At 61.9% G+C, this 25,797-nt stretch carries 24 protein-coding genes; 6 read left to right on the top strand and 18 right to left on the bottom strand.

Annotation, left to right across the window (positions count from 1 at the left end; all coding sequences use genetic code 11):
* Positions 1 to 257: 257 nt before the first annotated feature.
* From PQR54_RS09255 to PQR54_RS09230, 6 genes are all read right to left on the bottom strand, one after another.
* Complete coding sequence (locus PQR54_RS09255) at positions 258 to 1,502, bottom strand: acyl-CoA dehydrogenase family protein (protein ID WP_408245092.1); 1,245 nt, start codon at positions 1,500 to 1,502, stop codon at positions 258 to 260.
* Positions 1,503 to 1,567: 65 nt separating this feature from the next.
* The gene (locus PQR54_RS09250) at positions 1,568 to 2,332 is read right to left on the bottom strand and encodes an SDR family oxidoreductase (RefSeq protein ID WP_408245091.1); all 765 of its coding nucleotides are present in this window, start codon (positions 2,330 to 2,332) and stop codon (positions 1,568 to 1,570) included.
* Positions 2,333 to 2,380: 48 nt separating this feature from the next.
* Complete coding sequence (locus tag PQR54_RS09245) at positions 2,381 to 3,400, bottom strand: phosphotransferase (RefSeq protein ID WP_408245090.1); 1,020 nt, start codon at positions 3,398 to 3,400, stop codon at positions 2,381 to 2,383.
* Positions 3,401 to 3,421: 21 nt separating this feature from the next.
* Entirely contained in the window at positions 3,422 to 4,096 is a 675-nt protein-coding gene (locus PQR54_RS09240; RefSeq protein WP_408245089.1) for a histidine phosphatase family protein, read from the bottom strand.
* 98 nt (positions 4,097 to 4,194) lie between these two features.
* A complete protein-coding gene (locus PQR54_RS09235) occupies positions 4,195 to 5,094 on the bottom strand; it encodes a LysR family transcriptional regulator (protein ID WP_408245088.1) in 900 nt (299 codons plus the stop codon).
* A 52-nt stretch (positions 5,095 to 5,146) separates the two neighbouring features.
* Entirely contained in the window at positions 5,147 to 5,776 is a 630-nt protein-coding gene (locus PQR54_RS09230) for a TetR/AcrR family transcriptional regulator (protein WP_408245087.1), read from the bottom strand.
* A gap of 185 nt (positions 5,777 to 5,961) precedes the next feature.
* Here PQR54_RS09230 and PQR54_RS09225 point away from each other — a divergent pair, with 185 nt between their 5' ends.
* Both PQR54_RS09225 and PQR54_RS09220 read left to right on the top strand, forming a co-directional pair.
* On the top strand, positions 5,962 to 6,363 hold the full coding sequence (locus PQR54_RS09225) for a nuclear transport factor 2 family protein (protein WP_408245086.1): 402 nt from the start codon (positions 5,962 to 5,964) through the stop codon (positions 6,361 to 6,363).
* A gap of 142 nt (positions 6,364 to 6,505) precedes the next feature.
* Complete coding sequence (locus PQR54_RS09220) at positions 6,506 to 7,471, top strand: D-2-hydroxyacid dehydrogenase family protein (RefSeq protein WP_408245085.1); 966 nt, start codon at positions 6,506 to 6,508, stop codon at positions 7,469 to 7,471.
* Positions 7,472 to 7,504: 33 nt separating this feature from the next.
* Here PQR54_RS09220 and PQR54_RS09215 read toward each other — a convergent pair whose 3' ends face one another.
* Both PQR54_RS09215 and gcvA read right to left on the bottom strand, forming a co-directional pair.
* Positions 7,505 to 7,849, bottom strand: coding sequence for a hypothetical protein (locus PQR54_RS09215; protein WP_408245084.1), 345 nt, complete (start codon positions 7,847 to 7,849; stop codon positions 7,505 to 7,507).
* A gap of 183 nt (positions 7,850 to 8,032) precedes the next feature.
* Entirely contained in the window at positions 8,033 to 8,941 is a 909-nt protein-coding gene (gcvA, locus tag PQR54_RS09210) for a transcriptional regulator GcvA (RefSeq protein ID WP_408245083.1), read from the bottom strand.
* A gap of 128 nt (positions 8,942 to 9,069) precedes the next feature.
* Between gcvA and PQR54_RS09205 the strand changes: the two genes are divergently transcribed.
* From PQR54_RS09205 to PQR54_RS09195, 3 genes are all read left to right on the top strand, one after another.
* Positions 9,070 to 9,912 carry an EamA family transporter gene (locus PQR54_RS09205; protein ID WP_408245082.1) on the top strand — a complete coding sequence of 281 codons (843 nt, stop codon included), beginning with the start codon at positions 9,070 to 9,072 and terminating at the stop codon, positions 9,910 to 9,912.
* 358 nt (positions 9,913 to 10,270) lie between these two features.
* Positions 10,271 to 10,927: a peroxiredoxin gene (locus tag PQR54_RS09200; protein WP_408245081.1), complete on the top strand. Its 657-nt coding sequence runs from the start codon at positions 10,271 to 10,273 to the stop codon at positions 10,925 to 10,927.
* A gap of 191 nt (positions 10,928 to 11,118) precedes the next feature.
* On the top strand, positions 11,119 to 12,189 hold the full coding sequence (locus tag PQR54_RS09195; protein ID WP_408246029.1) for a rhodanese-like domain-containing protein: 1,071 nt from the start codon (positions 11,119 to 11,121) through the stop codon (positions 12,187 to 12,189).
* A gap of 34 nt (positions 12,190 to 12,223) precedes the next feature.
* Here PQR54_RS09195 and PQR54_RS09190 read toward each other — a convergent pair whose 3' ends face one another.
* From PQR54_RS09190 to PQR54_RS09150, 9 genes are all read right to left on the bottom strand, one after another.
* Positions 12,224 to 13,240 (bottom strand): aldo/keto reductase, encoded by a 1,017-nt coding sequence (locus PQR54_RS09190; protein WP_408245080.1) that lies wholly within the window; start codon positions 13,238 to 13,240, stop codon positions 12,224 to 12,226.
* 156 nt (positions 13,241 to 13,396) lie between these two features.
* Positions 13,397 to 14,329 (bottom strand): electron transfer flavoprotein subunit alpha/FixB family protein, encoded by a 933-nt coding sequence (locus PQR54_RS09185; protein ID WP_408246027.1) that lies wholly within the window; start codon positions 14,327 to 14,329, stop codon positions 13,397 to 13,399.
* Between the two features lie 86 nt (positions 14,330 to 14,415).
* Positions 14,416 to 15,165: an electron transfer flavoprotein subunit beta/FixA family protein gene (locus PQR54_RS09180; RefSeq protein WP_408245079.1), complete on the bottom strand. Its 750-nt coding sequence runs from the start codon at positions 15,163 to 15,165 to the stop codon at positions 14,416 to 14,418.
* A gap of 53 nt (positions 15,166 to 15,218) precedes the next feature.
* Positions 15,219 to 16,178 (bottom strand): ABC transporter permease, encoded by a 960-nt coding sequence (locus PQR54_RS09175; RefSeq protein ID WP_408245078.1) that lies wholly within the window; start codon positions 16,176 to 16,178, stop codon positions 15,219 to 15,221.
* A 7-nt stretch (positions 16,179 to 16,185) separates the two neighbouring features.
* Positions 16,186 to 17,685 (bottom strand): sugar ABC transporter ATP-binding protein, encoded by a 1,500-nt coding sequence (locus PQR54_RS09170; RefSeq protein ID WP_408245077.1) that lies wholly within the window; start codon positions 17,683 to 17,685, stop codon positions 16,186 to 16,188.
* A 19-nt stretch (positions 17,686 to 17,704) separates the two neighbouring features.
* A complete protein-coding gene (locus tag PQR54_RS09165; protein WP_408245076.1) occupies positions 17,705 to 18,733 on the bottom strand; it encodes an ABC transporter permease in 1,029 nt (342 codons plus the stop codon).
* A complete protein-coding gene (locus PQR54_RS09160; RefSeq protein WP_408245075.1) occupies positions 18,730 to 19,809 on the bottom strand; it encodes a sugar ABC transporter substrate-binding protein in 1,080 nt (359 codons plus the stop codon). The genes PQR54_RS09165 and PQR54_RS09160 overlap by 4 nt, the downstream gene beginning before the upstream one ends.
* A gap of 126 nt (positions 19,810 to 19,935) precedes the next feature.
* Entirely contained in the window at positions 19,936 to 21,609 is a 1,674-nt protein-coding gene (locus tag PQR54_RS09155; RefSeq protein WP_408245074.1) for a GMC family oxidoreductase, read from the bottom strand.
* A gap of 95 nt (positions 21,610 to 21,704) precedes the next feature.
* On the bottom strand, positions 21,705 to 23,213 hold the full coding sequence (locus PQR54_RS09150; RefSeq protein ID WP_408245073.1) for an aldehyde dehydrogenase family protein: 1,509 nt from the start codon (positions 23,211 to 23,213) through the stop codon (positions 21,705 to 21,707).
* Between the two features lie 213 nt (positions 23,214 to 23,426).
* Between PQR54_RS09150 and PQR54_RS09145 the strand changes: the two genes are divergently transcribed.
* Positions 23,427 to 24,110, top strand: a complete 684-nt coding sequence (locus PQR54_RS09145; RefSeq protein WP_012426079.1) for a TetR/AcrR family transcriptional regulator — start codon at positions 23,427 to 23,429, stop codon at positions 24,108 to 24,110.
* 55 nt (positions 24,111 to 24,165) lie between these two features.
* Here PQR54_RS09145 and PQR54_RS09140 read toward each other — a convergent pair whose 3' ends face one another.
* Positions 24,166 to 25,713, bottom strand: a complete 1,548-nt coding sequence (locus PQR54_RS09140) for an acyl CoA:acetate/3-ketoacid CoA transferase (protein ID WP_408246026.1) — start codon at positions 25,711 to 25,713, stop codon at positions 24,166 to 24,168.
* Between the last annotated feature and the right edge of the window lie 84 nt (positions 25,714 to 25,797).

Here is a 25,797-nt window from a genome sequence, read left to right as displayed (position 1 = left end):
GCCGGCACCGGCTTGTCGTTTGCGTCTTGCATACGGTGGCGTCCCCGAGTCATGCCATGATCGCGGCGATCGGACATGCGGGACTATCCCCTGAACGGGGGATGGGTGGGGTTCTGGCGAAGTTCGAACACTGGCGGGCGCTCGCGCGGCGGCAGGGGTGGCGCTGAGGCGCGGCGTACGTGGCAAATAGAGGGGCGATGCTGAGGGCGACGTTGCATCGCCCGCAGAGAATGTCCGAAAAGCTCCGGCTTATGCCCTTACACCGGCGTCGTCAGATAAGGGTTCGTGCTGCCCGGCTCATATCGCCGGGCCTTGATTTCCATACGAGCGATGCTTTGCAGGTGAACCTCATCCGGGCCATCGGCAAAGCGCAGCGCACGCCCCCAGGTCCAGCTATCGGCCAGAGGCGTATCCGGACTCAACCCCATCGCGCCGAATACCTGGATCGCCCGCTCGCAGACGGCGGTATGCACGCTCGGCACGAGCGCCTTGATCATCGAGATTTCCTTGCGCGCTTCCTTCGCGCCCACGTTATCGATCATCCACGCCGTCTTCAGAACCAGCAGCCTCGCCTGATCGATTTCGATTCGCGACTTCGCGATCCACTCGGCGACCGAGCCGTGCTCGTGCAGCGCCTTGCCGAATGCCGTGCGTGCCTGAGCCCGCTCCATCATCAATTCGAGCGCGAGTTCAGCGGCGCCGATCGAGCGCATGCAGTGGTGAATCCGTCCCGGTCCAAGGCGCGCCTGGGCGAGCGCGAAGCCGCTGCCCTCCTCGCCGAGCAGATTCGACCGCGGCACGCGCACGCCTTTGAACTCGATCTCGCAGTGCCCTTCCGGCGCCACGTGATTGACTACCGTGATATTGCGGACCACCTTGACGCCCGGCGTATCACGCGGCACGAGAATCATGCTTTGCTGACGGTGCGCCGGTGCATCAGGGTCGGTTTTTCCCATCACGATGAAGATTTTGCAATTCGGATGCGCCGCGTTCGTGATGAACCACTTGCGCCCATCGATCACATAGTCGTCTCCGTCACGGCGAATCGACGTGGTGATATTGGTCGCGTCCGAGGAAGCCACGGCCGGCTCCGTCATCGCAAACGCCGAGCGGATCTTGCCGTCGAGGAGAGGCTCGAGCCACTCTTCGCGCTGAGCCGGTGTGGCGAACATATGGAGCAGTTCCATATTGCCGGTGTCCGGAGCATTGCAGTTGAACACCTCGGACGCCCACGACACGCGCCCCATGATCTCGGCCAACGGGGCGTACTCGAGATTCGTCAGACCGCTGCCTGGCTCGTCATCCCGCAGATGCGGAAGGAAAAGATTCCAAAGGCCTTCCGCACGCGCCTGTTCCTTCAAGCTCTCCATGAAGGAGACGGGATATTGCCCCGCGTTCACTTCGTCGTGCCATTGGCGGATACGCGGAACGATATGCGTGTCCATGAACGCGCGCACCTGCGTGCTCAGCGCTGCCACTTTCGGGCTATATGAGAAGTCCATTTTTCATCTTCCTTGCTGGTAAATGTCGTCGATGCATCGGCCAATACCGTGCATCGACCTGGTGACTAGATCGTCAGTCCACCGTCGACGACAATGCATTCCCCATTGGTATAGCTCGCGGCATCGGAGACCAGATAAAGCACGGTACCGGCCATTTCGCGAGGCTCCGCGTGACGGCGTAGCGGGATTTTCGACATCCAGCTTTCGTAGATGCCCTGATCGTCGAACAACGCCCCGGCAAATCGTGTTTTGGTCAAGCCTGGGAGCAGCGCATTCACTCGGATCCCCAACGGTCCACACTCTTTCGCGAATGCCCGCGTCATGTTGACGACGGCGGCTTTCGTGATCGAGTAGATCCCCTGCTTGTCACCAGGTTGTAACGCGTTGACGGAAGCCGTGTTGACAATTGCCCCGCCGCCGTTCTCCCGCATCAACTTGCCGGCTTCGACAGACATGAAGAAGTAACCGCGCAAATTCACTTCGACCGTCTTTTCGAAAGACGCCAGATCGGTATCGAGAATGTGGCCGAAATAGGGATTCGTCGCCGCGTTGTTGACCAGGATATCCAGACGTCCATGACGCGCGCGAATATCCTGGAAGATCGCGAGAATGTCCTCGATGCGACCGACGTGACACGGTTTTGCCTCTGCGCTGCCGCCCGCGTTCCGGATCTCGCTCGCCACCGCCTCGCAATCTTCGAGCTTGCGGCTCGATACGATGACGTGGGCGCCCTGCTCGGCGAACAACCTGGCAATCTCCTCACCGATACCGCGACTGGCGCCAGTCACCAGTGCGATCTTTCCTTTCAGATTAAACAGATTAGTGGTCACAGTCTGCCTCCATGTGTTTTTTTCAGGTGCCCAGTCTTCGGCCTGCTGTCAGATCAGATCGACGCCCATCTTCGCAAGCGCCCCTGCCATCTCTCCGACCTGGCGCGCCTTGTCATTCGACGCGTTGCCGCCTAACGCCCGCTTCTTGACGCCCTGCGCGATAGCCGCAAGCCGGAAGAAGCTGAACGCAAGGTAGAAGTTCCAGTTCTCAATCGAAGCGATTCCCCGCAGCCGGCAGTACTGTTCGATGATCGCCGCCTCATCCGGCACGCCCAGCTCCGTCCTGTTCAGTCCTTGAAGCCCGGCGATATGACCGCTTGGAGGGAGTCGCAAACACATGCAGAAGTAAGCGAGGTCGGCGAGAGGATTGCCGAGCGTAGAGAGTTCCCAGTCGAGAACCGCGCGAACCTGTGATGAGCCACGCTCGAAAATAAGGTTGTCGATGCGGAAATCGCCGTGCACGAGCGAAGGCTTGCCGATTTCGACGGGACAGTGCGCGGGCAGCCACTCGATCAGTGCCTCGACGGATTCGAGCGCGTCGGTCTGCGCTGCACGATACTGTTTGGTCCATACGTCGATCTGGCGCGCGAAATAGTTTCCGGGGCGGCCGTAGTCGCCCAGACCAACCGCTTCGACATCCACGTCATGGAGTGCGGCCATCGTGCCGAGAAGAGCATCGTAAATGGCGTCGCGCTCTTGAACGGCCACTTCCGGCAACGCCGGATTCCAGAGGATGTGTCCGTCCTCGAAACTCATGACGTAGAACATGCTGCCGACGACGTCACGATCCTCGCAAAGGTGAAATGCGCGCGCGACAGGAACCGGTGTTTGTTCGAGAGCCGTCAGCACGCGGAATTCACGGTCCACCGCATGCGCGGACTTGAGCAATGTTCCGGGTGGCTGGCGCCTTAGGACATAACTGCCGCTGTGCGCTTTCAGAAGAAAAGTCGGATTGGATTGTCCGCCAACAAATTTCTCGACGGACAACGGCCCCTTGAACCCGGGCACGTGCGCCGTCAAGTAACGCGTGAGTTTTTCGACATCGAATTGAAGGCCAGTATTCATCATGTTGCGGAGTCTCGATTCGAATCAACCGTAGGTGACGAATTCGCGCCTCTCGATAGGCTCGAGATGAGGCAGCGAGTTGAAGGTGACTAGCGACATCGCAGTGTCGTTAAAGACGTATTGGCAAACGCTGCTATTTCGAATCTGCATGTTGAGCGCAATAGCGGCCGCCGCCGGCGCCTGCAGAATCTGCTGCGCGAAGACAGCGATCGGACCGCCTGAACTCACCACCAGAACCCGCTTGCCACCCGCTTGCTGGATTGCCAGACGCGCGCGCTCGACGCGTGCCTGGAACTGTCGCCACGTTTCAGGAACTCGTCCCGGCAAGAGATCTTCGGACCAAAGTTGCAGCACTTTGTTGAGCCGCTTGTAAAAGCTCTTCTTCGAACTTTCGGCAGAAGAGCTCAGCGGCAATTCGTCTTCACCGAGAGCCGCGAACAAGCCCTGGAAATCGTATTCGTTCAAACCCGCGTCTTGCACGACCTCGACCTGCAAACCTCGCATTGCTGCGAGCAGTGCGTCAGCGGTTTGCTCGTGCCGTCGCATCGTGCCGATGACAACCCGATCGAACTCCAGGTTGTTCTGCGCAAAGTGCTCTCCGAGCCATCGTGATTGCTGGCAACCGGAAGGTGACAGTTCGTCATAATTGGCCGCGCCGAACGACGCCTGACCGTGCCGTACAAGGTAGAGTTCCGCCATGCCGTCCTCGTCTATACATCACCAGAACGATACCGAGCATCCCCGCATTCAGGAAATTTATTGTTGTGATAGATGACGATAAATTTCGGTGATACTGGCTACGGCCTCGCGGCCCGCATAAGACGGCCAATTTGCTCGCGTAGCCAACGATGCGCCGGATCCGCGGTGACGCTTCGGTGCCAGTAGCAATGTGACTCGAGATGGGGAAGATCGAACGGCAGCTTCAGGATACGTGCGTCATAACGCTGAAGCAGCGTGAGCGGTGCGGTGAGGACGAGATCGGTCCGCATCGCGATCAAGGGCGCGACCAGATAGTGCTGAACCCGAGTCTGGATCGAACGCCTGAGCCCGAGTTTGTTGAGTTCGGTGTCGACCAGACCGGGCCCCTGCCGCCGGCTGGACACGTGGATGTGACTGAAGCCGAGGTAGTCGTCGATGGTCAGCTTCTTCTTCGAAAACGGGTGGTCCTGGCGCAGCATGCATGCATAGCGATCCCGGCTCAACGGCTCCTGTTCGAGGGAAGGGTCGTCGAGCAGAGGCGCATCGATCGCCAGATTGACCGCGCCGCTCGCCAATGCTTCGGGCACATCTCTGCGCGTCGTGAAGTAGCTTTCGATGCGTATGCCGGGTGCGAGGCGCTGCAGAACTTCCTCCAGCGCGGGGAGCAGCAACGCCTCGGTCAGGTCGTTCATGCTAAGCCGGAAGGTCCGTTCCGACGACGCCGGATCGAATAGTTCGCCGGCATGGGTACTGGAGTCGAGCAGTTGTAGCGCCTCGCGCACGCGCCCAATGATGTTTTCGGAAACCGGAGTCGGCACCATGCCGGCCGACGTGCTCACAAAGAGTTGATCGTCGAACGTCTTGCGCATGCGCGCCAATGCATTGCTGACCGCAGGCTGCGTGATGAAGAGCAGTTCCGCTGCACGCGTCAGGTTGCGCGTTTTATAGATCGCTTCGAAAACGACAAACAGATTGAGATCAATCTTTGATAAAGGCATTTTTCGGGTTCCCTGACGCCACCTGGAGTGGCAGTCCCTCTGTCGCTGGAAGTCAGCGCTTGCCCTGCTCTTCTTTCAGCGCGAGCTTATCAAGCAGCGCCTGACGATTCGCGTTCAGTATTTCCTCTCCAAGCTGGGGATTGGCGTCGGCTACCGCCCGCGAAAGGATCAGCGCACCGACCATTTCGCTGTAGAACGCAATCGCCTGCCGGCGCGCTTCGTCCTTATCGCCGCTTTCGGCGCGCTGTTCCGCGACGAGCGCCGTCAACGTTTCAAGCATTGTTTGCAGACCGCTTGCGAAGTGCGACTGTGCCTCATGGCCAAGCCGGCGCACATCCGCGGTCAGGCCGGCTATCGCGCAACCCTGCTCGATATCGCTGCAATGCGTCCCGGACAGGTAGAAATCCACCTGTCGCTTCAGGCGGTTCCCGCCCGGCTCGAGCGGCGCGGCTATGGCTTCTTGCAGGTCGCGGTTGGACTTGTCCATCGCGGTCGCCACGACTTCAGCGGCCAGCGCATCCTTCGATTCGAAGTGGTTGTAAAAGCCGCCCTGCGTGAAGCCCGCGGCCTTCATCAGCGCGCTCAGGCCCACACCGTCGATGCCATGCGCACGGAACAACTTCTCTGAAGCTGCAATGATGGTCCTTCGGTTCTCCGCCGCCTGCTGTTTTGAAACGCCCATCGTTCAAGGCTCCCACGCTGTTGTCGCCTCGATTATAACCGTCTTCGAAAAATACAATGGTGATCGACATTGACTTTTCCGACCTCGCCCATCAGACTCGATGTCGATTACCATTGTGTTTGGGTGAAGCTCTCAACGGGCGGCATGACGCGCCGCCATGGCACCCACCTATCAGGAGAACCATCATGACCACCACAATCGAAGCAGCCAACAAGGCCTTCGTACTCGAAGCGTTCGACACGCTTTTCAACCAACGCGACTACGCCGCAGCCGAGCGTTTCTGGTCGCCCGACTATATCCAGCACAGCGCGCATATCGCACCGGGGCGTGACGGCCTGTTCAATCTGATCAAGACGCTGCCGCCGACCTTGCGATACGAACCCGGCGTGATCGTGGCGGATGGCGACTACGTGATCGTGCATGGACGCTTTTCAGGTCATGGGCGCCCCGCCGCATGGATCGCGGCCGATATCCTGCGCTTTGCGGACGGCGTGCTCGCCGAGCACTGGGACGTGCTGCAGGACGAGGCAACCGAGGCCGAATCGAATAGCGGCCTGCCTATGTTCGGGGATAGCTTTCCGAACTGACTCGCCCGCCATTTGCATCCGGACCGCTTATGATAGTGACGGACAACATCGCTGAATCACTCTGCAAGCTCGGCAACCAGGTCATGATTTCGGCGCGCGCAGCAACGCGCCCGCAGTCCGATCATGCCTCACAGGAATAAGCATGAACGACAAATCCCTCATCAAGGTAGCGGTCCTCGACGACTATCAGAACGTTGCGCTAAGCATGGCAGACTGGTCGCCCCTCGCGAACCGCGCGGACGTGACGGTGTTTAACGACCACGTCGCCGATATCGGGAATCTGATTCAACGCCTGCAGCCATTCGACGTCATCTGCGTGATGCGGGAACGCACACCGTTGCCCCGCGAGGTCATCGAAAGCCTGCCGAATCTGAAACTGATTGCGTCGACCGGCGCAGGCAACACGTCGATCGATCAGGATGCGGCGGCGGAACGCGGCATCGAAATTCGTCACACCGGCTATTCGTCCACGCCGACGATCGAGATGACGTGGGCGCTGATTCTTGCGATGGCCCGCAATATTCCTCTCGAGAATCAGTCGGTGCGGCAGGGAGGCTGGCAGCTTTCGCTTGGCGATGAACTCGCGGGCAAGACGCTCGGATTGCTGGGCCTTGGCCGCGTCGGTTCGGCTGTCGGCATCATCGGGCGGGCATTCAGAATGAACGTTATCGCGTGGAGCCAGAACCTCACCGACGAACGCGCCGCCGAAAAAGGCGTGCAGCGCGTCAGCAAAGACGAGCTGTTCTCAACGGCGGATTTTCTGTCGATCCACGTGCGGCTTAGCGAGCGAACCACCGGTTTGGTCGGTGCGTCGGAATTCGCACAGATGAAACCCACGAGCCGGCTGATCAATACGTCGAGAGGGCCGATCGTTGACTCCGCCGCACTGCTTGCGGCGCTCACGACCGGCCAGATTACCGGCGCCGCACTGGATGTGTACGATGTCGAACCGCTCGACAACCCGCACCCTCTACGCGAATTGCCCAACGTGCTCGCGACGCCTCATATCGGCTATGTATCGAAGGAGTTGTATCGAACGTTCTACGGCGATACGGTGCGCAACATCGTTCAATGGCTCGATGAAAGCGGAGGTTCCGCGCGAGGCTAGCGCAGGAGAGGATCTTCGCAAGCTTTAGCCCGATTAGCCCTGTACCGCCGCGGGATTCAATTCGATATGCAGGACGACGAGCCACCGCTTCGGGCAGTCGTCCGCGATCTGCACGTCCTGCGCGCCTTCGCCGCTCTTCTTCACAAAGCCCTTCTCGCGCGCGAAACCGAATGCGCGCCGCGCATCGGCCTGCAGCCATAACGTCACCATCCCGCACGTCACACAGCTGAAAATCCAAACCGCTTGATGCGGTGGCGCGGAATCGAGTTGCTGCACGAAATACGTGAAAATCGTCGTCAGCACCTGGTTCGTGACGAAGGCGATGGCCACCACCTTGCACAGCCCCCTGAACATCATCGCGGGTCTCGACTGTGTCATGAAAGTCAGACGCCGAACTCGACGGTCACGCGACCCTTCGTTTGCTTGAATGCCATATCGACTCCAGTTGATCGCTTCATCTCCGCACGGTGCAAAGCGAGTCACCCACTATACGAAGTCCGTGGTAAAGAACGCGCAACGATAGCCGGCAATGCCGTAAAAATTGTGTGAAATGGCCCGCGTCTAAGGAGCCGTCTGCGCTTGTGAGTACATAGCTTCGCGTTCGAGCCATGCGCGGAACAGCACGACCAGTTCATCGGCCGACTTCCCATCCGGAACGTAAGTGCAATAGCTCCGCGACGGCAAACGAGGACCGGCGAACGGCGCGACAAGCCGGCCAGCCGCGAGATCGTCGGCGACCAGGGCGGTCGGTCCCATCGCGATGCCTATTCCGTCGATGGCCGCTTGCAACGTCAGAAAGAAGTGATCGAAGGTCAGCGCGGCGGCCGGCCTGAGTGCCGGGATCTTTGCGCTCGCCAGCCAGTCCGGCCAAACCCGCGGAAGACTCGACGTATGCAGCAACGTATGCTGCCGCATATCGTCCGGCGTTCGAAGCGGCAGGCGCTGCAAGAGCGCCGGACTGCAAACAGGGATTCGCTCCTCTGATAGGAACGGCCGCATCGCGTAGCCATAGAAGGTGTCCGGACCGCCCCGGACGATCACGTCGTACGTCTCCTTCAGACTCTCCAACGACTCGTTCGACGTCTGCACATTGACGTCCACGTCGGGATGCGCGGCGCGGAATGTCGCCAGTCTCGGCACCAGCCAGCGCAATGTGAAGGTCGCGGGCGCATTCACGGATAGTGTCCGGGAATGCGTTTCAGGGAATCCGTAGCGGGCCGTGGCCTGCGAGAGTTCCTCGAACAAAGGACCGATTTCCGCCAGATATGCCTTCGCTGCCGACGTCAGCGCGACGCGCCGGTTGTGCCGTTCGAACAACGATGCGCCGAGCCACTCTTCGAGCGCGCGCACGTGCTGGCTCACCGCACCGTGAGTCACGTGTAATTCAGCGGCGGCTTCCTTGAAGCTGCCGAGACGGCCCGCGGCCTCGAAGGCGCGCAAGGCATTGAGCGGTGGCAGGGTCCGTTTCATTCACAACAGTTTATCTAACGCGATGCCTCAATTTAACTGGTTTGCGGGCCCCCTACAAGATAGATATCCTTCTTAATGCGCCGCTGATTCCGGCTCCTTTGCACTCTTTTCTCCGGCCTTTAACCTGCATGCTCAGTTACACCGGCGGTCTCGTCCTCTTTGCCGCTCTGCTCCACGCGAGCTGGAACGCGATGCTGCACGGCAACCGCGACCGCTTCCTCTCCATGACGTGGATGAGCATCGCCATCGCGGCGGTCGCCACGCTCGTGATCCTGTTCACGCCTCTGCCCGCCAACGCAGCCTGGCCGTACATCGCCGCATCGGGGCTCGTGCATATCGTCTACAACGTCAGCCTCGTGCGAGCTTATCGCCGCGGCGATCTGGCGCAGGCGTATCCGATCGCGCGCGGCTCGTCGCCGCTGCTCGTCACGCTCGGCGCGGCGCTCTTCGCGCATGAGGCGATCGGCCCCTTGCACGCGCTCGGGATCGCGATGATCTCGGGCGGCATCATCGCGCTCGCGCTGCAGGGCGGGCGCGTGTCGCGCGCGGGTGCACTGGCCGCGCTGACGACCGGTGCGTCGATCGCGCTCTATACCGTGATCGACGGCATCGGCGTGCGCTTATCCGGCGGCGAGGCGCTCGCTTACACCGCCTGGATGTTCCTGTTCTATTGGCTGATGCCGGTGCTGTTCGTCGCGATGCGCGGGCTCGCGGCGTTGTGGACACCGATACGGGCGGCGCCCATCGCCGTCGGGTCGTCGCTCGCCGGCGGCCTGGTGTCGATCGCGGCGTATGGCATCGTGATCTGGGCGATGCAATCGGGCGCGATGGGTACGGTATCCGCGTTGCGCGAGACCAGCGTGGTGTTCGCCGTGCTGATCGGGCGCGTGATTTTACGGGAAGCGGTAAGCGCAAAGCGCTGGCTCGCGTGCGTGATCGTCGCGGCCGGGGCGGTTTGCTTGGGCCTTTGACCAGACAAGATCCCAACCAGCCCAATCGAAGTGCGAGGCCGCTTTCTTCGGAGTACAAGCAACTTCGCTGCCACGACGGCGGATTCACCCTACAGTCTGCCAACTGCGAAAGTCTTTTTTGTTCTACGCTATAGGTGCGGCCCGCAGCGCGTCCCGATGTCTGTCCCGCATCACGGCTATCCGGGAAAGCCTTAGATTCCGCTGCACTCCGTAGACGATATTCCGGCGCGGTACGGTGCAACCGGCCGGAAGCAATCTCGAGCCAGTCCTATCGCCACTCAACACTCCGGCAGCCCGGCGGACCTCGCTCCGGCCGTGGCACTCGAACCTTGGTGCACCCAACCTATGGAGACTAACGATGTCTATTCGATTAGGAGAAGACGCTCCCGATTTCACCGCGGAAACCACCGAAGGCACGATCCACTTTCACGAATGGATCGGCGACCATTGGGCAGTCCTGTTTTCGCATCCGAAGGATTTCACGCCCGTTTGCACCACGGAACTCGGATACCTCGCGGGCCTCAAGCCGGAATTCGATAAGCGCAACACGAAAATTATCGGGCTCAGCGTCGACCCGGTCAGCGACCATACGGCGTGGGTCAAAGATATCGCCGAGACGCAGGGCCACGCAGTCAATTACCCGCTGATCGGCGACTCGGACCTGAAGGTCGCGAAGCTCTACGACATGATCCACCCCGAAGCTAGCGGCGGCGGGCCGCGCACCGCGGTCGACAACGCGACTGTGCGCTCGGTGTTTCTCATCGGCCCGGACAAGAAGGTCAAGGCCATGCTTGTCTATCCGATGAGCGCGGGCCGCAATTTCGACGAAGTATTGCGCCTGCTCGATGCGCTGCAACTCAACGCGAAACACACGGTGGCGACACCGGTGAACTGGAAACCGGGTGAAGACGTCATCATTCCGACATCCGTTTCCAACGATGCCGCAACGCAAAAATATCCGCAGGGTTTCAAAACCGTGAAGCCTTATCTGCGCTACGTTGCGCAACCGAAGTAACGCGCGCGAACTGGAGCGGTGCGCGCCGGACGGTGCGAAGTCCGGCGTGCGAAGCGAGCCCGGGTGCATTCCTGCACCCGGGCCTCTGAACGGGGCAGCGCTCTATTAGACTGCCTGTGGAGTAATCGGCGACACCGTATGGGCCGCCATCTTCAAGCGCTCGCAGGAGCGGGCCGCGGAGCGAAATCGTGTTGATCTTCCGGCAGCTATTCGATCAGCAATCGTCGACCTACACCTATCTTCTTGCCGATAGCACGACGCGAGAGGCGGTACTGGTCGATCCGGTATTCGAACAGGTGCGCCGGGATGCCGCCCTGATCGAAGAACTCGGCTTGCATCTGCTTTATACGATCGACACCCACGTCCACGCCGATCACGTAACCGGTGCGTGGATGCTGAATCGCCGCATAGGCAGCCGCATTGCGATATCGGCTGCGAGCGGCGCCGAAGGCGCGGACCGCTATCTGAGCCACGGCGACAAAGTCGAGTTCGGCACGAGATATCTGACGATACGCGCGACACCGGGGCATACCGATGGCTGCATCACGCTCGTACTCGACAACGAGACCATGGCGTTTACCGGCGATTGCCTGTTGATCCGAGGCACGGGCCGCACGGATTTCCAGCGCGGCGACGCGCACACCATGTTTCGCGCGGTGCATGGGCAGATTTTCACGCTGCCCACCGCGTGCCTGCTCTACCCGGCTCACGACTATCGCGGTTTGACGGTCACGAGCGTGGGCGAAGAGCGGCGCTTCAATCCGCGCCTTGGCGGTGAGCTGTGTGAAGAGGATTTCACCGGATACATGACGAACCTGCACCTGCCGCATCCGAAGCAGATCGACGTAGCGGTGCCCGCGAATCTGAAATGCGGCTTGGCGGCGAGCGTCCCCACGCAGATGACCGAGCCCGATTGGGCGCCGCTGACCTGCAGCTTTGCGGGCATCTGGGAAATCAACGCGCAGTGGCTTGAGGAAAATCTGCGCGCGGTCGAAATCGTCGATGTGCGGGAGCCTGAAGAATTCAACGGACCGTTGGGGCGCATTCCCGCAGCCAGGCTCATTTCATTGGGCGAACTGGCCGGGCGGACCGCAGAACTGACGAAGGACCGCCCGATCGTGACGGTTTGCCGGGCCGGTGGACGCTCGGCACAAGCCACGGTCATGCTGCGCCAGGCCGGATTCGAACGGGTCGCCAACCTTCCAGGCGGTATGCTGCGCTGGCGTGCGGAAGGCCGCGTCGTTGAAAACGGCAGCGTGTAGCGGTGTTGTCGATGCATGCCTTCAATGCCGGCGACTATCGAGGCGTCGGCGCGTCCTCGCGAATCAGTCCGCGGCGCTTCAATTCGGCCCAGAATTCCGCCGGGATGTCGGCCCGGAAGGTTTGCAGGTTGTCTTCGAGTTGCGCGACGCTGCGCACGCCTGGGATATTCGTCGGAATAGCCGGGTGACCGAGCACGAATTGCAGGGACGCGGCTTTGAGCGGCACCGAGAAGTCGTGGCACACCTGCTCGATCTTGCGCGCACGTTCGAGAATCGCTTCCGGCGCGGGCGCGTAATTGTACTTTGCGCCGGGCACGGCGCCCGTGGCGAGAATGCCGCTGTTGTAACCGCCGCCGAGAATCACCGACACCTGACGCTCCTCGCACAATGGCAGGAAGCCGTCGAGCGCGTCCTGTTCCAGCAACGTGTAGCGGCCGGCCAGCAACAGGCAGTCGAAGTCGCTGCGCCGGATCGCTTCGTGCGCGACCTGCCACTCGTTCACGCCCACACCCACGGCCTTGACGACACCCTCGTCGCGCAGCTTGAGCAGCGCCTTCGCCGCGCCGTTCATGGCGGCCTCGAACACCTGCGGCTGGCCATCGCCGTGCGTGAACACGTCGATGTCGTGAATCAAGGCGATATCGATATGCTCCAGCGCCATGCGCTGCAGGCTGTCCTCGATCGAACGCATCACGCCGTCGTAGCTGTAGTCGAAACGCATGTCGAACGGCAGCCCGTCGACCCACGGTGTGAAGTCGATTTCAGCACGCTTGCGCGGCTTGAGCAGACGCCCCACTTTGGTCGACAGCACGAACTGGTCGCGCGGATACCAGCGCAGAGCCTGCCCGCAGCGCGCTTCACTCAGACCGTGGCCGTACATGGGCGCAGTGTCGAAGTAACGCACGCCCGCGTCCCACGCGGCTTTGATAAGCGCCGCCGAATCCTCTTCGCTGATCGGCCTGAAGATGTTGCCGATCGGCGCTGCGCCGAAACCCATCAGCGTCGTTTCGAGTCCCGAACGCGGCCATTTACGCTTTGCTGCTGGATCCATCTTTGTCTCCTGCCAAGGTGTTGAGCGGTTCGTTCCGCACACTTCGATTTTGTCATGCAGATAGTTTAACGCCGGCGCATGAGGCGTCGCCGCCAGGACGACGCCGACGGTCGCGATTCGGGTCTTGCGCGGCCTGATCTCGGTGTGTGAAATGCTTCAGACCGATGCGGTCAGCTCTGGGACTGTGTCGAACAGATCGCCCACCAAGCCGTAATCGGCGACGCTGAAAATCGGCGCTTCTTCGTCTTTATTGATCGCGACGATCACCTTGCTGTCTTTCATCCCTGCCAGATGCTGGATCGCGCCCGAGATGCCGACTGCGATGTACAACTGCGGCGCGACGATCTTGCCGGTTTGTCCCACCTGATAGTCGTTCGGCACGAAGCCGGCATCGACCGCTGCGCGCGATGCGCCGAGTGCTGCATTCAGCTTGTCCGCCAGCGGTTCGAGTACCTTCGTATAGTTCTCGCCGTTGCCCAGACCGCGGCCACCCGAGACGATGACCTTCGCCGACGTCAGTTCCGGACGATCCAGCTTCGTCACTTCACGGCTCACGAATGACGAGATGCCACTGTCCGCTGCCGCTTCGATTTTCTCGACTGCTGCACTACCGCCTTCGGCTGCGACGGCATCGAAACCGGTCGTGCGCACCGTGATGACCTTGATCGGATCAGCCGATTGAACGGTAGCGATCGCGTTGCCGGCGTAGATCGGACGCTCAAAAGTATCAGCCGAATCCACCGCCGTGATGTCGCTGATCTGCGCGACATCCAGCTTCGCTGCGATACGCGGCGTGATGTTCTTGCCGTAGGCCGTTGCGGGCGCGAGGATGTGCGTGTAGTCCTTCGCGATGTTCAGCACCGTTGCTTCGATGTTCTCCGCGAGGCCTGCTTCGAGTTGCGGCGCGTCGGCCAGCAGCACTTTGCTCACGCCTGCAATCTTCGCTGCTGCATCTGCTGCGGCTTGTGCGTTGTGGCCTGCCACCAGCACGTGAATATCGCCGCCAATCTTCTGCGCGGCTGCAATCGTGTTCAGCGTCGCGGCCTTGATCGACGCGTTGTCGTGTTCTGCTATTACAAGATTAACCAGATTCGTCATTTGCTCTGTCTCCGTGTCGACTGGAGTTAGCGCTTTAGCGCTTACTCCAGCCCCATGCAACATCGTTGCCGTTCTACTTAAAGCACCTTGGCTTCGGTCTTCAGCTTCTCGACCAGCGTCTTCACATCCGGCACCTTCACACCGGCGGAGCGCTTGGGCGGCTCGACAACCTTCAGCGTTTTCAGGCGCGGCGTGACATCAACGCCGAGATCTTCCGGCTTGAGGACTTCCAGCGGTTTCTTCTTCGCCTTCATGATGTTCGGCAGCGTGACGTAGCGCGGCTCGTTCAGGCGCAGGTCGGTCGTGACGACAGCGGGCAGCGTCAGCGACAGCGTTTCAGCGCCACCGTCCACTTCACGCGAAACGGTAGCTTTGCCGTCAGCGACGACAACCTTCGAAGCAAACGTCGCTTGCGGCAAACCAGCCAGCGCAGCGAGCATCTGCCCAGTCTGGTTCGAATCGTCGTCGATGGCCTGCTTGCCGAGAATGACCAGAGAAGGTTGCTCCTTATGCACCATGGCCTTCAGCAGCTTCGCAACCGCCAACGGTTGCAGGTCCTCAGAAGACTCAATCAGAACCGCCCGATCCGCGCCAATAGCCAGCGCCGTCCGCAGCGTTTCCTGCGACTGCGCAACCCCACAAGAAACCGCCACCACTTCGCTAACCACGCCCGCTTCCTTCAACCGCACCGCTTCCTCGACCGCAATCTCATCGAACGGATTCATCGACATCTTCACGTTCGCGATATCCACACCCGTGCCGTCCGACTTGACCCGAACCTTCACGTTGTAATCCACCACTCGCTTAACCGCCACCAGAACTTTCATCTATTCCCACTCCATCACAGTCCAAAGACTTCCACATCGAGCGCCTCACGCGCTCACTTGATGATCAACACCTTCGAGCGATCGAACGCCACCGTCACCGCGACGATCAGAATCACGCCGAACACGATCTGCTGCGCAAACACGCTGACGCCGACGAACGTCATACCGACCCGCGCGACCGACACCAGCAGCGCGCCAATCAGCGTCCGGCCGATGCCACCCGCGCCGCCCGTCAACGCAGTCCCGCCGACAATCACCGCGGCGATCGCCGGCAACAGGAACTGGTCGGCGAGCGTCGGCGATCCGCTGCCCAACCGCCCCGCCATGATGACGCCCGCGAGCCCGGCAAACAGCGACGACGTCGCGAACACGAGGCAGCGCGTCACCGGCACGCGCACGCCCGATGCAATCGCGGCCGGTTCACCCGCACCGATCGCGTCGACGCGCCGCCCGAACACCGTCGAACGATGCAGGAACACGCACAACAGGAAGACCACCACCGCGAGCATGATTTCATGCGGAATGCCGAACGAAGAACCCGTAGTCCAGCCGAGCGACGCGTTGCGCATCTCGTCGCTGATGCCGATCGAGCGCGTACCCGACAGCGTCAGCGCAGCGGCCGACGCGATCCCGCCGACCGCCAGCGTCGCGATGAACGACGGAATGCGCAGCACGGTTTGAATCACGCCGCTCAGCAGCCCAATCCCGAACGACGCCGCCAGCGCCACCACCGCGGCCCACGCGCCGTAACGCGGCAACAGCATCGCCACGATCACACTGGAAAGCGAAGCCACCGCCTGCAACGACAAATCGATACTGCCCAGCAACACGACAAAGGTCGTGCCGGCCGCCATGATGAACAGCGTCGAGCTGTCCGCGAGCAGGCCGAGTTGCGTCGACGGCGCGAGGAAGGTCGGCTGCGCGATCTCGATCAGCAGATACAGCGCGATAAGCGCGATGAACGGCGCGTTGTCGCCGAGCCGTGCTTTCAGTGATGCATTCATTTGTGCCATGTTGCCCTCACACCATGTGTTCGACGACGTCGATCTGCGACGGCTTGTGGCCGACTTCGCACGCGAGAATCTTCTGCGCGCGGCCGTCGCGCATCACCATCACGCGATGACTCAGGCCGAGAATTTCTTCGAGCGTGTCGCCGGTCAGCACGACCGCCACACCTTCCGCCGTCAGTTCGCGAATCAGTTGATAGACCTCTTCTTTCGCACCCACGTCGAGGCCACGCGTCGGATGATCCAGCACCAGAATGCGGCTGCCCGCAAAGCGCCACTTCGCCAGCACGACTTTCTGCTGATTGCCGCCCGACAGATTGCGGCACGACGCAGTGGGGCCAGGCGTCTTGATGTGCAAGCGCTCGATCCATTCGTTGGCGACCGCGCGCTCGCTGCGCTTGTTGACCACGCCGCCGCGGCTCACCGCGGCAAGACGCGGGAGCGTCAGATTCTCGGCCACGCTCATCTGCGTGACGAGTCCTTCGACCTTGCGTTCGCGCGGCACGTAGCCAATGCCGAGCGAAACCGCGTGCGTAGCCTGCGGACGCAAGCGCGTTTCGCCGACCAGCACCTCGCCCGAGTCGAGCGATTCCAGCCCGGCGATCACGCGGCACAACTCCTCGCGCCCCGAACCGACCACGCCGGCCACGCCGAACACTTCGCCGCAATGCACGTCGAACGACACGCCTTTCAGCGTATGACCGAGCGACGCGTTGCGCACCGACAGCGCGACTTCGCCGCGGCATGGCTTCTGCAAATTCTCGCGGTAGTACTGGCCATCCATCGTGCGGCCGACCATCAGTTCGTGCAGTTGTCCGACCGACGCATCCGCCGACGCCATGCCGGCCACCACCTTGCCGTCCTTCATCACATAGACGCGGTCGCTCAGCGACAACAGTTCGTCGAGCCGGTGCGAGACGAATACGAACGACGCGCGCGCCTTCAACTCGCGCACAAGGCGAAACAGAATCTCGATCTCCGCCGCTTCGAGCACCGAGGTCGGCTCGTCGAGCAGGATGACCGGCATGCCGTCGGTACGGCTCGCAAGCGACAGCGCCTTGGCGAGTTCGACCATCTGCCGCTGCCCGAAGGTCAGGTCTTCGCATAACGTCAATGGATCGATGTCGAGGTGCACGGTGGCCAGTTCGGCTATCGCGGCACGCTTGAGCTTTACCCAGTTGACGCGGCCGAGCGTGAGAAACGGCTCTTCCCGGCCGAGAAACAGATTTTCCGCCACCGTCAGATTCGGCAGGATCGACTGTTCCTGATAGACCATTGCAATGCCTTTCGAGGTGGCATCGCGCGGGTTCTTGATGACGAGCGGTTTGCCGTCGCGCAGAATCTCGCCCGAGTCCTGACGGTAGCCGCCGGTCAGCAGTTTCATCAACGTCGATTTGCCCGCGCCGTTTTCGCCGATCAGACCGACGATCTCGTTCGGCCGGATTTCGATAGACACGTCGTTAAGCGCCAGCACGCCGGGGAAACGTTTGGTGACGTTCTTGAGAGTGAGCATCGTGGTGTCTCCCTATCCGTTACTTGACGATGCGGCGGCGCGAGCGATTCAACGCCAGCGTCACGGCGACGATGATCAGCACGCCCTGAATGCCCTGCTGCACATACGGCGGCACACCGAGCAACACCATGCCGTTGGCGAGCACGACCACCACCAGCGTACCGATCAGCGTGTTGAGCGGACCGCCATTGCCGCCCGCGAGCGACGTGCCGCCCACCACGATCGCGGTGATCGCAACGAACAGTTGGCCGTTGGCGATCATCGCGTGACCTTGCCCATACTGCGCGACCGCGAGAATGCCGGCCACGCCGTAGAACGCGCCGGCAAGCGCGAACACCGCGATGCGCACGCGCGAGATCCGTACGCCACTGAGCCGCGCCAGATCCTCACCGCCGCCGATCGCGAGCGTATGGCGGCCGAGGATCGTATGGCGGTGCACGAACCACGCGAGCCCGAGCGCCAGCACGCCGATCCAGACAGACAGCGGCAGACCGAAGTAGCGCGTGATCGAAATCGCGCGCAACGCCGTGTCGCTCACGCGGATCGTGTTGCCCGACAACACCGCCGTGCCGATGCCGGTCGCCACGAAGCCGACCGCGAGCGTGGTGATGAACGACGGGATGCGCAGAAACACGTGCAACACGCCGTTGGCCAGCCCCAGCACCACGCCCGCCGCGACGCCGATGGCCAGCACCCACAGGCCGAAGTGGCTGTCGTTGTACGAGTTCTCGACCAGCATCGACACGGCGATCGCCGCCACCGCGACAATCCCCTCCGCCGACAGATCGATGCTGCCGAGCTGGATCACGAACGTGCCGCCGAGCGCGATCGTCAACGGGATCACGGCGGCAATCGCGATCCGCGACAGGTTCATCGGGTCGAAAAAGTCATGATTGAGCACGCCGATGCACAGGCCCAGCGCCATCAGCACCAGCAACGGCGAGTAACGCCGCAGCAGTGCCCGCACGGCTGCGGGGCCGTGCGCGGATGCGGGGGATCGAGCGGCCTCTACGGCGTGCCGGGAAGGAGTCGCGGTGAGCTTGTTCATCGATACACCACTGGCCCGGCAACGCGGGCATAAAGGTTGTTCCATTCCACCTTCGGAGACGCGGCGCGCGCGATCACGTCCTGAACGTTGGTCTTCGTGACGAACGTCGCGGTGCAAAACGACTCACGGCGGTCCTTGGGCAGCGTCGCCAGATCGACTTTCTTGTCCTTCGCCTGGAGCCCCATCGAGAGACCGATGCCGCCGAGCCAGAACGGGTCCCAATCGACCGATGCGACCAGTTCGCCGGTCTTGATCGCGACGAGCCCCGGCTGGGTGCCGTCCATGCCAGTCACCGGAATCTGGCCGGCGAGACCTTCGGCGCGCAACGCTTCGATCGCGCCGAGCGCCATGTCGTCGTTGGCGGCCCACACGCCTTTGATCTTCGAATTGAAGCGCGTCATCCACGCCTGCATGATTGGAAACGCCTTCTGGGAATTCCAGTCGGCGACCTGAAAGTCGAGCAGCTGGATGCCTGGGAATTTTTTCAGTGCTGCATCGAGACCGGCCTTGCGCTCGATCGCCGGCACGTTGCTGAAGATGCCGCCGAGCGCGACCACGCCGCCCTTGCCGCCCATCGACTTGAAGAGCTGCGTGGCCGTCTCCTCGCCGTATGCGACGCCGTCGTAAGAAAGATGCGCCACGTAGTTCGGGTTGTAATCCCACGGGTGCAAATCCTTCGGCTTGTTCCAGATCGTCGTGACATAGGCGCCGGCCTTCGAACAGGCCTCGACGATCACGCGTGCATCGGCGGAATCGTTCGGGTCGACGTTGAGGATCAGATTGCCGCCGGTTTTCTGCAGCAGCGCGCGGATATCCGCGATGCCTTTCTCGGAACTGCCCTCGGTCGTGAGCGGCACGTACGGCAGGCCGACGCTCTTCGCGAAGCTCTGCGCGCCCTTGTTGAATGCCGTGTAATACGGGTTGGTCAATGAACGGAACGAGCAGGCGAGCGTGGTCTGCCCCGCGCCGAATGAGAGGCCGGACATGCCGCCGCCCGCCACGGCGAATGCCGCACCCGCGCCGAGCTTGATGAAGTCGCGGCGTGATACGCCTGCGCGTTGATCCTGTCTGTTCATGATGTCTCCTCCGAGCAAAAGCGCCCTCCGATCAGGGCATGTATAAATAACCGGATATTTACCCTATGCAAAAGGTACGTGAACGTTTCGCGTACCTTCCCTGGTCTTGCTTGCGCTATCGCGGCGTCAAACCGCAGCCGCGGCGGACTCGCGCGCGACGCGTCCTGACGTGCCCGCGAGCGCGCCTTTCGCGGCCACAGGTTGCGCTACCAGCCCGCGGATCAGATCGGCAGCCTTTTCCGCGATCATCAGCGTGGGCGCATTCGTATTCGAACTGACGATGCGCGGCATCACGGACGAATCCGCGACACGCAAACCTTCAATGCCACGCACGCGCAGTTGCGGATCGACGACCGACATCTCGTCCACGCCCATCTTGCAGGTGCCGACCGGGTGATAGCCCGTGCGCCCGTACTGCTGCGCATACGTCTCGTACTCGGCCTGCGTGCGCACCTTGCCGCCCGGAAAATGCTCGCTCCGGATGTACTTGCGCAACGCGTGCTGACTCATGATTTCGCGGCTCTGCCGAATGCCGTCGACCGCCACCTTCAGGTCGTACGGATCGCGAATGTAGGCGGGATCGATCAGCGGCGCATCGGCGGGATCGGCGCTGTGCAACGTCACGCTGCCGCGGCTGCGCGGACGCAGGAAGTACGAGTTCAACGTGCAGCCCGAACCGGACGGCACGGGCGGCACGCCGGCCTCGACGCCTGCGCCCGGCAGGAAATGGAATTGCAGATCGGGCGTCGGCACACTGCTATCCGAGTACCAGAACGCGCCGCCTTCGGCGATATTCGAGGTCACCGGTCCCTTGTTGAACAGTTTGTACTCGAGGCCGGCGAGCAGCATCATGTGCTTTTTCGCGTACTTGTCGAGGCTATAAGGGCCGTTCAATTCGTAGACGATGTCGATGTCGAAGTGGTCCTGCAAATTTTGTCCGACACCGTTCAGCGCATGCACCGGCTTCACACCGACGCGCTCCAGATCTTCGGCGCGGCCGATTCCGGAGAGCATTAACAGTTTCGGAGAACCGATCGCACCGGCGGTCACGATCACCTCGCGTTCGGCGCGCGCAATCGTCACGTTCGCGCGCTCGCCGCGCGGCGCAAATTCGACACCAATGGCGCGGCCGTTCTCGATCACGATGCGCGACACGAGGCAGTCCGTGCGGACCGTGAGATTGGACCGCGAGCGGGCATCACGCAGATAACCCACCGCCGCGCTGCAGCGTTTGCCGTTGCGCTGCGTGACCTGATACACGCCCACGCCTTCCTGCTGCGCGCCGTTGAAATCGCTGTTGTACGGCATGCCGGCTTCCTGGCCGGCAAGCACGAACGCCTTCGTCAATTCGTTGACGCTGATGAGATCGGACACGCCGAGCGGGCCGCCCACGCCGTGATATTCGTTGCTTAGACGCTCGTTGTCTTCCATGCGGCGCAGGTACGGCAGCACGCCGTCGCGAAAGCCCCAGCCGGTGCAGCCGTCGCGTTCCCAGCCATCGTAATCGGCGGGCTGGCCGCGCGTGTAGACCATCGCGTTGATCGAGCCGCCGCCGCCGAGCACGCGGCCTTGCGCGAACGGAATCTGGCGGCGCTGCGTTTCCGCTGCCGCCGTCGTGCGATAGCCCCACGTCAACGGACCGCCCGTCATCTTGAAGAAGCCGACGGGCATGTGGATATACGGATCGGTATCGGCGGGTCCGGCTTCGAGCAACAGCACACGGTTGCCGGCGTCCTCGGTCAGACGCGCCGCCAGCGCACAACCCGCCGCGCCGCCACCTACGATCACATAGTCATACATTGCTGTCTCCGATACGGTTTTCTACGATCACACGCTGCGCGTGATCCGGATGTTGCGTGCGGCTCTCGACGGCCGCTCCATAAATTCGACGGCTGTTACGCGATCCAGCGCGGCCGCTTGCCGAGTTGGACGTGCACCGACTTCAGCTCCGTGTATTCCTCCACGCCATAGCGGCCAGTTTCGCGGCCGATGCCCGACTGCTTGACACCGCCTATCGGCATTTCCGGACCGCCGGTGATCGTGCAGTTCACCCAGATGCGGCCCGCCTGAACCTCGCGGAAGCTGCTGATTGCGCCTTGCAGATCGCGCGTCCAGATGCTGGCGGCGAGGCCATAGGGCACGCCGTTCGCCAACTGGATCGCTTCTTCGAAGGTATCGAACGGCGTGACCGACAGCACTGGCCCGAAGATCTCTTCCTGCGCCAGCGCGCTTTGCGGCTGCACGTTGCGGAACAGAGTCGGCTCGATAAAGAAGCGTTCGCCGTCGCTGGTCGCCGAGCCGCCGTGAACCAGTTGCGCGCCGTCACGGCGGCCTGCGTCGATGAAGCCACGAATCTTGTCGAACTGACGTGCTTCAACGATTGCGCCGACATGGTTCGATGCATCGAGCGGATCGCCCATGCGCACTTTCTCAAAGACGGCCTGCACACGCGCGACGAGTTCCTCTTCCACCGAGCGATGCACGACGAGCCGGCTGCCCGAAACGCAGCACTGTCCCGCGTTGAAGCAGATGCCGAAGGCGATGGCGTCGGCGGCATCGTCGAGATCGGCATCCGCGAAAACGATTTGCGGATTCTTGCCGCCGAGTTCCAATCCGACCTTCTTCATGTTGCCGCCGGCCGCGGTGAGAACCGAGCGACCTACGGGCGTCGAACCGGTGAACGACACCATGTCGACGTCCATATGTTCGGCGAGCGCCTGGCCGACCACCGAGCCGAGCCCCGTCACTACGTTCACGACGCCGTCCGGCAAGCCTGCTTCGGTGAGCAAGGCGGCGAGTTTCAGCGTGGTCGTCGAAGTGAGTTCGGCCGGTTTGACGACAGCCGTGCAACCCGCCGCGAGCACGAACGGCAGACGCTCCGAAAGAATGAAGAACGGAAAATTCCATGGCGTGACAATGCCGACAACTCCAATCGGTTGACGCACCGTCAAGCCGAACAGATCGGCGCCGAGCGTGTCGTGCGAATCGCCATGCACGACACGCGCGAGACCGGCCGCATATTCCCAGATGCCCGCCGCCGCACTGATCTCGCCGCGCGACTGACCGATCGGCTTGCCGCTTTCCAGCGTTTCCAGATACGCCAGCGTCTCCACGTTGTCGCGGATCAGACGCGCGGTTTTCAGCAGCACGGTGGCGCGCTGCTCGCCCGACAGGCGGGACCAGCGGCCGTCGTCGAAGGCACGGCGCGCGCTCGCGACCGCTGCGTTCAGATCGTCGACGGAGGCGCGCGGCGCGGCCGTGACCGGCACGCCGTGGCCCGGGCTCTTGCGCGTGACGAACTCGCCGGTGCTGCCGGCGTAGTCCTTGCCGTCGATGAACATCGGCGTGCGCAGCGGCTCCGCCGGAAGACGAAGCGTTGCTGCGAGTTCATTCAGATTGCTCATTCGTGTCTCCAGAGTTTGCATTCACGCAGGCGCTAAAATGCGCGCCGCGCGCGAGGGAAACCGCTTCGGCAAGACCATGCTTTTGGCATTTTTGGCGCCCATTCTGCACCATCCGGTTACTTCCTCGCAATGCCTTTTTGGTCTATAGTCGCTGACACGGCACCAGATCGACCGACTCAGTTTCCTCACACTTTTTTCCTGCGACCAGCCAACATGACTCTTGCGAGCACGCCCCCCGGCCGGGCATTGAAAACGGCCAAAGCCGGCGCCACGCAACCGCCCCGCCAACGTGACCCCGAGGTCACCCGGGCCCGCATTCTCGAAGCCGCCAAGAAAGAGTTCGCCAAACTCGGCCTCGCCGGCGCCCGCGTCGAAGCCATCGCGACGCGTGCCAAGGCCAACAAGCGGATGATCTATCACTACTTCGGCAGCAAGGAGGAGTTGTTCCAGGCCGTGCTCGAAGATGCCTATGCCGACATCCGCTCCGCCGAACTGAAACTGAACCTCGACCACCTGTCGCCCGAAGATGCGATCGTCGCGCTCACCACGCACACGTGGAACTACTACCTGAAGAACCCCGAGTTCATGACGCTCGTGAACAGCGAGAACCTTCACAAGGCGCGCCATGTGAAAAAGTCCGAACGGTTCAAGGAACTGCATCATGGTTTCATCTCGATGCTGCAACGCATAATCGATCGGGGCGTCGAAGCGGGCGTGTTTCGCGCGGGCGTCGATGCACGGCAACTGCATATCACCATGGCGGCGGTCGGCTATTACTACCTGACCAATCGCTTCACGAGCGGTGTGATCTTCGACATCGACTTCATGAGCAAAGAGGCTTTGAAGAACCGTCTCGACTTCAATATCGAAACCGTTCTGCGCCTGCTGCGCCCTTGATTGCCGCGAGGACTGAAGCGTCCGGATGCGACGCTTCATGTCACCACGGGCCGCGTCATGCCACTTTCGCGTGTGCTTCATTTGCGTGAACTTCGCGTGCTTCACTTTTGCCTCGCGCCAACAGTGCCTCGTCGACGAGCGGACGGAACGACATACGCGCCAGCACATCACGCTCGACGTCGACACCTTCCGCCACTTCGATCAAACGCACGCCGTTCTCTTCGAGCCGGAACACCGCGCGCTCCGTTACATACAACACCTCCTGCTTTGCGATCCGCGCCTGCTCGCCGCTGAACGTAATGTGCTGCACGCGTTCGACGAGCTTCGGCACGCTGCCGTGCGACACGATCTTCACGCCCGCGCCGGCCTGTTCGACCTGCAACCCTTTCGCTTCGAAACTGCCGCAGAAAACGATCTTGCGCGCGCCCTGCGTGATGTCGATGAAACCACCCGGCCCCACCACCGTCGCGCCGAGCTTCGACACGTTGATGTTGCCCTCGCCATCCATTTCGCCCATGCCGAGGAACGTGATATCCACGCCGCCGCCGCTATAGAAGTCGAACTGATCGACGCTCGAAAGAATCGCTTCCGCGTTGCGCGCGGTGCCGAACATCGGTCCGTCGAGCATCGCGCCGTTATGAATGCCCTGCTCTACCGAGCCCCAGAACGTGCCGAGCCGGCCCTGTTGCGCGAGCACTCCAGGAATGCCGCCCGGAATGCCGAAGCCGAAATTCGCCGACTGTCCCGCATGCAATTCCTGCGCGGCGCGCGCGGCGATGATGTAACGGATGCCTGTGGGCGTTTCGTAGAAACCGTCGTCGATCGGGCTCAGTGATTCGCCGCTCAGCGCCGGGTCGTAATCGGCGACCACGCATTGCACCTGCTCCCGCGTCTCGACAAGCGTATCGACGAGAATGCCCGGAATGCGCACGAGCCGCGCCGGCACATAACTCCGCGTGTTGCGCTCTTTGACCTGGACGATCACGCGACCGCCGCTGTTATGAGCGGCGAGCGCCGCGGCGTAAGTGTCGAGATCGGCAGGCTCGCGGCGCAGCGTGACGTTGCCGCTCGCATCGGCCGACGAGCCGCGCACGATCGCGAAGTCCACCTTGAACGGCTTGTAGCGCAGATACTCGCGTCCATCCAGTTCGATCAGTTCGACCAGATCCTCACTGGCGCGCGCGTTGATCTTGCCGCCGTCTATACGCGGATCGACGAAGGTGCGCAAACCGACATGCGTGACGAGCCCCGGCCGCCCCGCGCCGATTTCGCGCAGCAGCGTGGAAATCGCACCGGCGGGAAAACTGTAGGCCTCGAACGCGTTGTCTTTCGCCATCTGCTGCATGGCCGGCGACCAGCTCCAGTGTCCACCGATCACACGCCGCACCATGCCGGCGTGCGCAAACCGTGAGAGTCCGCTGCTCTTGCCGTCGCCGATGCCGAGCGCGTGAACCACCGTCAGGTCACGCGGATGTCCCGTCTGAAGAAAGCGCTGTTCGAGCGCCGCAAGCACAGCGTCCGGTTCGAGCAGACCGCCGCCGGAACCGGCCAGCGCGATGGTCGCACCGTCGAAAATCTGCTCGGCCGCCGCGGCGGCATCCATCCATTTATCCAAACCATCCTCCACTCAGATCGGCTTCAAACCTCGTTGACAGCGGCGATTCGTTGGTCTTAAATAACGAACCAG

The organism is Paraburkholderia phytofirmans (genome assembly GCF_046028095.1).
Taxonomy (GTDB): domain Bacteria; phylum Pseudomonadota; class Gammaproteobacteria; order Burkholderiales; family Burkholderiaceae; genus Paraburkholderia; species Paraburkholderia phytofirmans_A.
The sequence above is the reverse complement of the archived record's forward strand: the minus strand, read 5'-3'. Positions and strand labels throughout refer to the sequence as shown.